The following is a 12,305-nucleotide window of genomic DNA, read 5'->3' on the forward strand; positions in this document are numbered from 1 at the left end:
ATGTGAGTCCGTTGGTATACAAACCACATTAAAATGCAGACTTCATCTTTCCCTTTATTTCTTCTAGACATAAATTATTGATACTTCCTTCATGAGTGTGTTTGGTCTCTTTAGGAGATTCAAAGGTCCCGTTTTCCAGTTGTTCGGCTACAGCTTTGTATGCGTCTCTAAAAGGCATTCCAGCTACTACCATTTCGTTTAGTGAATCTACGGTAAACAAGTAATCGTATTTTTTATCCGCTAGGATATTGTCCTTTACTTTGATATCTTTTATCGAAAAAATAGCAATGTCTAGACAAGCTTTCAGGTTTTGAATTGCCGGAAATAATCCCTCTTTTAACAATTGTAAGTCCCTGTGGTAACCACTTGGGAGATTATTAGTAATTAACGTGATTTCGTATGGCAATGCTTGAATCTTGTTGCATTTTCCGCGAATCAATTCGAAAACATCTGGGTTTTTCTTGTGAGGCATAATGCTAGAACCTGTAGTCAGATGCGCCGGTAATGTTATGAAATCAAAATTCTGACTCATATACAAACAGACATCCATAGAAAATTTAGATAGGGTAGCAGCTACGCTACTCATAGCAAAAGCTACAATTTTCTCTGATTTGCCTCGGCTCATTTGGGCAGCAACCGAATTGTATTTTAAGGTTTTGAAACCCAATTCTTTTGTAGTAAACGTTCTGTCTATTGGGAAAGAACTTCCGTAACCCGCAGCAGAACCCAGCGGATTTTGATCTATAATTTTCAATGCTGCATTCAGCATCGTAATATCGTCAATTAAGCTCTCGGCATAAGCAGAAAACCACATTCCGAAGGAGGATGGCATCGCGATTTGCAAATGGGTATAGCCTGGCAACAATACGTTTTGATGTTTTTCTGCTGATTCCATCATCAAGTCAAACAAGGTTCGTACCTGCTCTTTTAAATCTGTAATAACATCCTTCAAATACAAATGCACATCGACGAGGACTTGGTCATTACGGGAACGGGCCGTATGAATTTTTTTACCGGCATCCCCCAGTTTTTCGGTAAGTAGATATTCGATTTTCGAATGTACGTCTTCAAAACTATCTTCAATTATAAAATTCCCTTTTTCGACGTCAATAATAATTTCTTCTAGAGCAGCCACTAATGATTCGGTTTCAGCGTTTGTTAGTAAACCAATTTGGCCTAGCATTTTTGCATGCGCAATGGAGCCCACAGCATCATATTTGGCTAGAACTAAATCAAGGTCTCTGTCGTTTCCAACAGTGAACTGTTCGATTTGTTTATCAGTAGGTATTCCTTTTTCCCAAAGTTTCATAGTTGTGTGTTTTGTTTCGCAAAGTTTATCAGAGGTGGCTCAGAGACTCGCAAAGTTTAATTTTTTAATATTTCTTTCGCAAACTTTCTCAGAGTTTCGCAAACTTTTTATTTATTATTCTTTTAGTTACCACCAAGCGATAGCCCTGATAGCAGTGAAAATCCTTGTATTTTTTTTCATTAAAAAATAAAAGATTGTAACGGATAGCGGGAAATTGCTCCAAATTATTTTACTGTTTTAAAAAATCACTTATTATCTTTATGTACAATTCAATTCCTACTTCGATTTCGTTTACATATATAAATTCATCTGCGGAGTGCGAACGCAGTGTATCGCCAGGCCCCAATTTTAATGATTTACAACTCAAAACCGACTGATCTGAAAGGGTGGGAGAACCGTAGCTCGTTCTACCCAATGCAATTCCGGCTTGTACTAATCCATGCGCTATTGGGATAGAGGATGCGTTTAAATGCATGGAACGTGGAGTGACTTCGGCGTTTACCTGTACTTTTACTGCTTCTAAAATTTCAGAATTTGAATAACAGTCATTGACGCGAATATCTACAACCAAATCACATTCAGACGGTACGACATTGTGCTGTTTGCCGGCATTGATTTGGGTAACAGTCATTTTTACGGGACCTAGTTGCTCTGATATTTTATCGAAAGTGTAGTTTTTAAACCAATCCATCACAGGAATTGTCTTGTATATCGCATTATCTTCGTTTTGATGTGCGGCATGACTTGGAGTTCCTTTTACCTTCACGTCAAGGACTAATAGTCCTTTTTCGGCTATCGCTAATTGCATTAAAGTCGGTTCGCCTACGATGGCACAATCTAATTTTGGTAAATGTTTCAAGACACTATTCAATCCATTTTTACCACTGTTTTCTTCTTCGGCAGAGGCAACGATTACGATATTATAAGGTAAAGTTTCATTAGCATAAAAATGAACAAAAGTAGCCAACAAGGAAACCAAGCAACCTCCGGCATCATTACTTCCTAATCCGAACAACTTCCCGTCTCTCACAATTGCTTTAAACGGATCGTTAGTGTAGGCTTGATTGGGTCTGACAGTATCGTGGTGGGAATTTAAAAGCAAAGTAGGTTTAGAGTCATCAAAGCACTTATTGAATGCCCAAATGTTATTGTTTTCTCTCTTGAAAGGAATTTCGTTTTGATTAAACCAATTTTCGATTAAAAGCGCTGTTTTATCCTCTTCGCTTGAAAAGGAAGGGGTTTCAATCAGGGATTTTAATAGCGCAATGGCCCCTTGTGTTTGGGTTTGATTGTTTTTCATTTTATTTTTTACAAAATTATAACGGTTATTTTAAACTAGTAAAGAATTAAGAAAATTAAGTTTTTCAATTGTTAATTGAACCTTAATTCCTTAATGGTTCAATTTTTTAAAGTTGAATAGTGGTGTAAATTGAATTTTCATTCCTGAGCATGCTGTGATGACCAATTCGTATTTTTTGAACGCCTTTGGATAAGCTATTGAAACAGTTATCTAATTTTGGAATCATACCAGAATGGATTGCTTTTTCTTCTTTAAATTTCGAATATAAGTCGGCATTAATAGTTGCAATTACAGAAGTATCATCTTCAGAATCTCTTAAGACACCTGGTTTTTCAAAGCAATAATTCAAAGTTACGTCAAAAAAAGCTGATAAAGCGATAGCTAATTCACTGGCAATGGTGTCGGCATTTGTGTTTAATAGTTGGCCGTTTTTATCATGGGTGATGGCGCAAAAAATCGGAACGATTCCGTTAGAAAGCAAAGTCTCTAATAGGGGAGTATTTACTGATTTTACATCGCCCACAAATCCATAATCGATGGTGGGATGGTTCCTTATTTCGGACTGAATTAAATTCCCATCCGCCCCAGAAAATCCCATAGCATTTGTTTTATGACCTTGTAATTGAGCTACAATATTTTTATTAATTTGCCCAGCATAAATCATTACCGCCACATCAAGCATAGGCGCATCGGTTATACGACGTCCGTCAATCATTTCAGGAACTAAACCAATACTTTGAGCCATTTTTGTAGCTGATTTTCCTCCACCATGAACGAGTACTTTGTAGCCTTCAATACTGGCGAAATCAGTTAGAAACTGCTGTAGCTCTTTCGAATCGTCAATTATGTTTCCCCCAATTTTTATTATACTCACAGCAGTCCTCTCCACAGGAGAGTGAGACAGGACTGCAATATTGGCGTTTTCTGATTGGATTATCATGTTGGCGCTTTATTTTTTTGTTGATTTGCTCTTAGAAGCCCCTCCTTCGAGTGGGTTGGGGAGGAGCTTTAATATTTTTTGCAATACTAATTGCGCTGCATAAGTCCTGTTATTTGCCTGTTGGATTACTAATGAGTTCGCACCATCAATCACCTCGTCTGCAACAACCACGTTACGCCTTACAGGCAGGCAGTGCATGAACTTAGCGTTGTTAGTCAGTTTCATTTTATCTGCTGTCACAGTCCAATTTGGGTCGTCATTAGTGATTTTCCCGTAGTCTTTGTAACTGCTCCAGTTTTTGGTATAAATAAAATCAGCATTTTCAAAAGCTTTCTTCTGATCGTATTCAATCTTGGAATCTTTAGTGATTTCTGGATTGAGTTCATAGCCTTCAGGGTGGGTAATTACAAAATCAGCGTCTTGTAATTGCATCATTTCCACAAAGGAATTAGCTACGGCTTGAGGCAAGGCTTTTGGGTGTGGTGCCCACGATAAAACGACCTTTGGTTTGTGTTGTGTTTTAAACTCTTCCATGGTAATTGCATCAGCAAGGGACTGCAAAGGATGTCCAGTTGCTCCTTCCATGTTCACAATAGGAACGGTAGCATATTTTAGAAACCCCGCCATTACGGTTTCGGCATTGTCTTTTTCCTTGTCTATTAATCCAGCAAAAGCTCTAATAGCGATAATATCACAATATTGAGACACGACTTGCGCAGCTTCTTTTATGTGTTCTGAAGCGCCCTGGTTCATGATAGCACCATCTTCGAATTCTAGGGTCCAACCTTCATTGGTAAAATTCATCACCATAACGTTCATGCCTAGGTTCAAAGCTGCTTTTTGCGTGCTCAAACGGGTTCTCAAACTTGGATTAAAAAACAGCATTCCTAGTGTTTTGTTTTTTCCCAGCTTTTTATTTTTAAGCGGATTGCTTTTAATTTTAATGGCCGCTTTTACCCATTTGGATAGGGAGTCGATCTCTTTTATTGAAGTGTAGTTCATTGTTATATTCTCTAATCGGTTATTTGTTTAATCGATTAACCGAATTAACGATTAACCAAATACGCAGTTTTATATTATTTTAGTAAAAGGTATTTTGCTTTCTAAGGCGTTCAAAATAAAATTATCGTTTAAACCATTTACAACCCAAGTCTCTATATTGGCTGCTTTAGCAATTGCTGCGGCTTCAATTTTAGATTGCATTCCGCCTGTGCCTTGTGAGGATTTAAAGTTGCCTATTTCTTTTTCAAGTAATTGAAGGTCTTTAACTACTGTAATGGTTTCAGGGATTTTATCATGTATAGACGATTTAGTATAAATTCCGTTTGTATTGGTTGCAATGATTAATATATCAACTTTTAATAAAACTGCCGCTAATGCCGCTAATTTATCGTTGTCTCCAAATTGAATCTCATCTGTGGCCACGGTGTCATTTTCATTGATAATGGGAATGTAATTGTTCTCCACTAAGACATTAATTGTATTGACAATATTGACTTTCGATTGCTCTTTCTCAAAATCAGAGTAGGATAATAAGCATTGCGAAGTCAATAAGCCTAAATCGCTGAAGTTTTCATGAAAAATCCGCATTAAATGAGGTTGACCTATAGAGGCCAACGCTTGTTTAACTACTATTTCTTTCCCTTTACTTTCCAGTTTTACAAACTGTTTTGCTGCAGCAATAGCGCCCGAACTAACAATTATAAATTCGTATTCGTCATTCAAAGCGGCTATTTGCATTCCAATATCTTCTATCTTTCCCCTAGAAATATGATTGGTTTCTTTGGTTAAGGTATTGGTGCCTATTTTTAGTAATATTCTCTTTTTAGCCATTGTTTTGAACCGCAAATGGTTTTTTATGTGTTTACTTTTAACCGGAAAAGGCGCAAAGGATTTTTTTCTTACTTTATTTTTTTAACCACGAAGGGCAAAAAGTTTTTCCCCCTCTTTTATCTATAAAAATGCAAAGTTCGCAAAGCTGTGTGTTAGTATTTTCTAGCTTATTTCCAATTACTATTTTTTCAAACTGAACACTAAATACTGAACACTGCAAACTACCTAACCTGTCCCTCACCGTAAATATACCATTTATTGGTAACTAGATGTTGTAAACCAATTGGGCCTCTCTGATGCAACTTGTCTGTACTGATAGCTAGTTCGCCACCAAGACCAAATTGTCCTCCATCAGTAAATCGTGTTGATGCATTATGATAAACGGCTGCTGTATCCACGTTTTCCATGAATTCCTGTGCAACTGCATCATTTTTAGTCATGATTGAAGCCGAATGGCCGCCGCAATATTTGTTTATTTTTTGAATTGCTTCTTGATCAGAATTGGTTGTTCCAATGACAATTTTATAATCTAAGAACTCTTCATACCAAATCAAATCCGATTCAATTTCGGGAACATGAGTCGCTTTTGAAATACTTTCGTCTCCTAAAACTACAACGTTTTTTCCTTTCAACGCAGTCACTACTTTTTGGGCGAAAGCCTGCCAGTTCTCAAGATTACTATCAATCAGAACTTTATCCAGGGCATTGCAAACCGAAAGATTTGACGTCTTCCCATTGATAATAATAGCTAAAGCTTGCTCTAAATCAGCTTCTTTGTTAACGTAGACAAAATTATTTCCTCTACCACTTACAATCACTGGGCAAGTAGCGTGTTTCTTGACAAAATTAATCAGGTTTTCTCCACCACGAGGAACAATTAAATCTACTTTTTGCGTTGGTTTTTCTAAAAAAGTCTGTGTTTCGCTTCGGTCATAATTTAGATATTCAACCCAAGAGATAGTAACTTCATTATCGGTTAAGGCTCGATGCCAGAGGCTCACAATCTTCAAATTAGAAAATAAGGACTCTTTTCCTCCCTTCAGTAAAATTTTGTTTCCTGATTTGAAAGCAATTCCGCCTGCTTCAACGGTTACGTCTGGTCTCGATTCATAAATGATTAAAATAGTACCGAAAGCGGCTGTTTTATTACTGATTTTCATTCCGTTATCGTGAGTAAAATCAAAACGAACTTGCCCTACAGGATCTTCCTGACTGGCTAGTTGCTGTAAAGAAAGAATCATTCCGTCAATTTTTGCGTCATCAACGAGCAACCGTTTCTCCATAGCTAAATCACCACCGGAATAGTTGGCTAGATCTTGCTGATTTGTAGTTTTAATAACAACTCTTTCCTGTTCGAGAAGCGCGGCCATTCGACTTAAAACGGCATTTCTTTTATCTATGGATAATACTGTTTTCATTTGTTTATTTTTTATTTGGGCGTGACCCTCAAGTTTACTTCGTCGTTCCTCCTCGCCACTGAGGGTCGGGCTATACGTTCCCGCTTTTTACTAATGAGCTAAAAAGCTAATTAGCAAAAGAGCTTCACTACTATCCCTCCCGCAATCGTACTATTACTTCAATTCTGCTAATGATTCTTGTAAGGCAACGATGAAAGTATCAATCGCAGCAGTCGTAATTGTTAAGGGAGGGAGAATTCGCAATAGATTTTTATTACTAGATCCACCTGTAAAAATATGTTTCTCAATAATCATCTTCTTTCTTAAATCACTTACGTCAAAGTCAAACTCAACGCCTAACATCAATCCTCTTCCCTTTACCTTAATGATTTCAGGAATTACTTTTATGGCTTTCATGAAATAGACTTCGACATTTCTAGCGTTTTCCATCAAATTCTGACTTTCTATAATGTCTAAAACAGCGATGCTTGCTGCGCAAGCCAAATGGCTTCCACCAAAAGTAGTTCCTAGCAAACCGTAACTTGCTTTAAAATGAGGAGCAATTAAAATACCGCCTATTGGAAAACCGTTACCCATTCCTTTTGCCATACAAATTATATCAGGTTTAATGTCATGGTATTGATGCGCAAAAAACTTTCCGCTTCGTCCAAAGCCAGATTGTACTTCATCCAAAATTAAAACAACATCATATGCCTTGCACACTTTTTCCAAAGCTTGAAAAAATGCTGTAGTTCCTTGGTCTAAACCACCAACGCCCTGAATAGGTTCGATGATAACACAAGCAACATCTCCTTTCTTTAATTCAGCTTCCACTAAGTCAACCTTGTTCAATGGTAAGAATGTAACTATTTGTTGCGCATTGATAGGGGCTACTATTTTTCTATTATCGGTAGTTGCCACAGCTGCAGACGTACGTCCATGAAAAGCATTGTGAAAGGAGATCACTCTTGATTTATTCGTGTGAAAAGACGCCATTTTCAACGCATTTTCATTAGCCTCAGCCCCAGAGCTGCATAGAAATAAGCCATAATCCGTATAACCCGAAAGTTTTCCTAGTTTATCTGCCAGTTCTAATTGCAAAGGATTCTGAATCGCATTCGAGTAAAAACTCAAATTATCTAATTGTGCCTTTATTTTGGCTACATAATCGGGTTGGGTGTGACCAATAGAAATCACTCCGTGACCAGAGTATAAATCTAAATATTCAATTCCGTTGTCATCTGTAATAATACAATCTAATGCTTTTACAGGGGTAATAGGGTACAATGGGTAAACGTCAAATAAGTTCATTTTTTTATTTTTATTTAATTGTTTAATCGGACATTTGATTAATCGATTAGACAGTTAACCGATCAATCAAACAAACGTTCCTAGAATCCACAAGGCTTCAACTTTAATCCTGTAGACTCCTCTAATCCAAACATCAAATTCATATTTTGCACCGCTTGACCTGAAGCGCCTTTTACTAAATTATCAATTATCGATGTTATTAATATTCGGTTTCCTTTTTTCATGATACTAATAATACATTTATTCGTTTGCACTACTTGTTTCATGTTGATGTTGGTAGTGGTAACCGTTACAAAAGGCTGGTCTTTATAAAAAGCTTTATATTTTGCTACCAAGTCTTCCAAACTTTCTTCAACAGTGGTATACAAAGTTGCAAAAATTCCTCGTGCAAAATCTCCTCTGTTCGGTACAAAAATCAGTTCGTTTGTATAATCAGCTTGTAACTGATTCACACTTTGGTTTATCTCTCCTAAATGCTGATGATCGAATGCTTTGTAGTGTGACATATTATTTGATCTCCAACTAAAATGCGCCGTTTCTGATGGGCTAACTCCTGCGCCAGTACTTCCCGTTGTAGCATTGATATGTACATCGGTGTTTAATAATCCATCTGCCGCAAGCGGCAATAAAGCCAATTGTATAGCGGTAGCGAAACAGCCAGGATTTGCAATATATTTGGCATTTCTAATATGGGCTTTATTGAGTTCTGGCAAACCGTAAACAAAAGATTGTCCGTTAAACTCTTTGTCTTTATTTAATCTGAAATCATTCCCTAAATCGATAATTTTAGTATGGCTTGCAAATTGATTTTGTTCTAAAAAGAGAATTGATTTACCATGACCCAAGCATAAGAAGACCACATTTACATTCGGGTTTACAGTGTCAGTAAAATCCATTTCAATATCGCCCATCAAGTCATGATGCGCCACTGATAGCGGTTTACCAGCATTGGTAGTGCTATAAACAAAATCAAGAGTTGCGTTAGGGTGAAACATCAAAATTCTGATTAATTCCCCTGCTGTATATCCTGAACCTCCTATTATTCCAACATTAATCATAGTTTTTTATTTTTGAGAATGTGATCGAATTAATCCTTTGAGAGTAATTCGTTTTTTTAACCACATAGAAACATAGCTTTTGATTCTTTTGATGAGATGTTTTGCTGTTATGAGTAAAACATAGCTCTGTGTACAAAGAATTGCTTACAATACTTTTATATGGTTAATTTATTAACTACTCGTACGTTTCATTATTTACTGATGAAAATATGTTTTGTGCATTTCCCAGTATCTTGATAAATCCTTTCGCATCATCAGAGGTCCAAGCGTTGTTCATTTCGCCATACTGACCAAATTCGTTGTTCATCAAGTCATTCTCCGATTCAATTCCATCAAGCGTAAAGTGATATGGTTTTAATGATACTGTTACCGTTCCATTCACTGTTTTTTGAGTGTCTTCCAGGAAAGTCTCGATGTTTCTCATCACAGGATCAAGAAACTGACCTTCATGAAACAACATACCGTACCAGTTTCCCAGTTGTTCCTTCCAGTATTGTTGCCATTTGCCAAGCGTATGTTTCTCCAACAAATGATGCGCTTTAATAATGATTAGGGGAGCGGCAGCTTCAAAACCAACTCTTCCTTTAATTCCAATGATAGTGTCACCTACATGTGTATCTCTACCAATAGCAAATGCATTTGCTAATTTTTCCAGAATGACAATATTATCAACAGGTGATTTTTTTATGTTGTTAATCTTTACCAATTCTCCTTTTTCAAAGGTTAATGTTACTTTTTCTTCTCCTTCTTTTTGTAATTGAGAAGGGTAAGCTTCGCTAGGAAGTGGTTGATTTGACGTTAAGGTTTCTTTTCCTCCAACGCTTGTTCCCCAAAGTCCTTTATTAATCGAATATTGGGCTTTTTCCCAAGAATACTGTACTCCATTTTTTGATAAATAATCCACTTCTTCCTGTCTTGATAGTTTTAAGTCTCTGATAGGAGTAATGATTTCAATTTCAGGTGCGATAGCTTGGAAAATTAAATCAAAACGAATTTGGTCATTTCCTGCTCCTGTACTTCCGTGAGCAATAGCTGTTGCACCAACGGATTTAGCGTATTTAATTGCCTCGATGGCCTGAAAAACACGTTCGGCACTTACGGATAAGGGATAGGTGTTATTTTTTAAAACATTACCAAAAATTAAGTACTTAACTGCTTTGTCGTAATATCGGTCTACAATAGTAAGGTTAGCGTGTTTTGCACTTCCTAGTTCGTAAGCTCGTTCTTCAATAGCTTTTAATTCTTCTTCATCAAAACCTCCTGTATTGATCAATACGGTGTGAACTTCATATCCTTTTTCGTTCTTTAAATACTTAAGGCAATATGAGGTGTCTAAACCTCCGCTATATGCTAATACAACTTTTTTCATTTCGTTTTTATTTATTTTCTTTTTTCCTAACTACCTCTCCTTCGGAAGGTGATTTTATGTGGTTAAAAAGTATTATTAATTATTTTATGCTTCTCATTATTTTCCTCTTTTGGCTCCCTCCCTTTCGGGAGGGCTGGGTAGGGGATTAGTCTTCTAAGAAAAGGGCTTGTTTAATTTTTTTTAATCGGTTCCAGATCCGGACATTAAACGGATGTTTTGGGGGTGTTTTAGCTTTCTCTTTGGCATCATATAGCATTCCTGTACACAAACACATTTTATTTTCTTTGCTTTTTAGAATCTCGTAATTGGTGCAGGTTTGACATCCCTTCCAAAAACTTGGATCGGTAGTCAGTTCAGAAAAGGGAACCGGTTTATAGCCTAATTCTGAATTAATTTTCATCACCGCTAACCCCGTTGTAATTCCGAATACTTTAGCATTTGGATATTTTTTTTAAGGAGTAGTCAAAAAACCTTCGATTTTATTTTTTTGGCTAATCCTAAATTTCTGTAATCGGGATGCACAATTAAACCTGAATGCGCGACATAATTGCTGTCTTGCCAACTTTCGATATAACAAAAGCCTGCAAAATTTACCATTGTCTAAAGCAATAACAGCATCCTTATTTTCTATTTTTTTTAGGATATAGTCGGGAGTTCTTTTCGCAATTCCGGTTCCTCTCAATAAGGCAGATGATTCTATAGTGTCACATATAATTTGTGCGTACTTAAAATGCTCTTCTTGGGCTATCATAATAGAAATATTCATTACAAGATTTGAATTTTAGAGTTGAAAAATGATTTGTACGTTGCTGCTAAAACACATTCGTTACTGCTATGAACAAAACAACTAAAATACGAATTTATAGTGCAATAAATTGAAAAACAATAGATTACTAAAAACGGTCGGATTATTTTGGAAAACAATATTCCAATGGAAACTAAATGTGATTTCAAAATAGTAAAATAATAAATGAATAAAAATATTTACAAAACAACGTTGGAAACTATGCTAACAGCATCCGTACTTCGGGAGAAGTAGTAGGTTTGATTGTCCGTGAGATTGGACTTATATTTATAATTGTATTATTCATCGCTGTAAAAGTACACTAATTTTTATAACACAAGACTTATATTTCAATTTCTAACAAAATTTTGATGCTTTGTTGTATTTCAAAAAAAATCCTTGAGCAATTCAGCGCTCAAGGATTTTTGTAAAGGATTAATTTCTAAATGCATTTCTAATGATTATATTTTTAATTTTAGATTTTAAATCTTCAGCTGTGTCATAAACCATCTGCTCATTTGTTGGAAAAAGTATGCTTCTGTTATCAAAATAAGAATAGTAATTATCTTCTGAGGCACGCTTATCTTTTTTGTATTACTCTAAGCTATTAGGTGTGGTCGATCGTCCATTTGTAGTTCAGACCATACTACTTAAGTCCAATAGATCATTTTTAAACCGTGTCGTCTTGTTTCCCCAGTTTTTATCTCAATGTGTTCTGTTATTATATCGATAATCGCTGTCTATATTTTGGCACAATAGGAACATAATACTATGCTATGGGACTGTATGGACCATGCAATCTGGATTAATAGAATATAAGAAGTTTTGTATGCTTTTCACACTTCAGGAAATAAGAATAATGTTTTTGTTGAAAGGAGTACAAAGCCTTTTTGTATCACTATTTTAGGACCGTACATTATTCAAAAAAAAAATAACTACTACTAACGTAAAGTAAGTTAGTTTACGACGTTTTTAAGTTTTTTTTAGGTTAGGTTAAATTTAAA

The 12,305-nt window shown here is 36.1% G+C and carries 9 protein-coding genes and 1 pseudogene; all 10 read right to left on the reverse strand.

From position 1 onward, the window contains the following. Positions 1-28 precede the first annotated feature (28 nt). A complete protein-coding gene (gene argH, locus A3SG_RS0115430) occupies positions 29-1,309 on the reverse strand; it encodes an argininosuccinate lyase (RefSeq protein WP_016990906.1) in 1,281 nt (426 codons plus the stop codon). 229 nt (positions 1,310-1,538) lie between these two features. Next, complete coding sequence (locus A3SG_RS0115435) at positions 1,539-2,609, reverse strand: M20 family metallo-hydrolase (RefSeq protein WP_016990907.1); 1,071 nt, start codon at positions 2,607-2,609, stop codon at positions 1,539-1,541. A gap of 106 nt (positions 2,610-2,715) precedes the next feature. Then, complete coding sequence (gene argB, locus A3SG_RS0115440; RefSeq protein WP_016990908.1) at positions 2,716-3,549, reverse strand: acetylglutamate kinase; 834 nt, start codon at positions 3,547-3,549, stop codon at positions 2,716-2,718. Between the two features lie 9 nt (positions 3,550-3,558). Then, positions 3,559-4,551, reverse strand: a complete 993-nt coding sequence (locus A3SG_RS0115445; protein WP_016990909.1) for an N-acetylornithine carbamoyltransferase — start codon at positions 4,549-4,551, stop codon at positions 3,559-3,561. Positions 4,552-4,620: 69 nt separating this feature from the next. After that, a complete protein-coding gene (gene proB / locus A3SG_RS0115450) occupies positions 4,621-5,382 on the reverse strand; it encodes a glutamate 5-kinase (protein ID WP_016990910.1) in 762 nt (253 codons plus the stop codon). Positions 5,383-5,603: 221 nt separating this feature from the next. Then, positions 5,604-6,800, reverse strand: a complete 1,197-nt coding sequence (locus A3SG_RS0115455) for a glutamate-5-semialdehyde dehydrogenase (protein WP_016990911.1) — start codon at positions 6,798-6,800, stop codon at positions 5,604-5,606. A 153-nt stretch (positions 6,801-6,953) separates the two neighbouring features. Next, a complete protein-coding gene (locus tag A3SG_RS0115460) occupies positions 6,954-8,090 on the reverse strand; it encodes an aspartate aminotransferase family protein (RefSeq protein WP_016990912.1) in 1,137 nt (378 codons plus the stop codon). Between the two features lie 80 nt (positions 8,091-8,170). Continuing rightward, positions 8,171-9,148: an N-acetyl-gamma-glutamyl-phosphate reductase gene (gene argC / locus A3SG_RS0115465; protein WP_016990913.1), complete on the reverse strand. Its 978-nt coding sequence runs from the start codon at positions 9,146-9,148 to the stop codon at positions 8,171-8,173. 175 nt (positions 9,149-9,323) lie between these two features. Next, positions 9,324-10,517, reverse strand: coding sequence for an argininosuccinate synthase (locus tag A3SG_RS0115470; protein ID WP_016990914.1), 1,194 nt, complete (start codon positions 10,515-10,517; stop codon positions 9,324-9,326). Between the two features lie 145 nt (positions 10,518-10,662). Next, positions 10,663-11,283: pseudogene (locus tag A3SG_RS20115) on the reverse strand (GNAT family N-acetyltransferase). Positions 11,284-12,305: the final 1,022 nt, after the last annotated feature.

Origin of the sequence: Flavobacterium sp. ACAM 123, from assembly GCF_000264055.1 — a bacterium.
In the GTDB taxonomy this organism is placed as follows: Bacteria; Bacteroidota; Bacteroidia; order Flavobacteriales; family Flavobacteriaceae; genus Flavobacterium.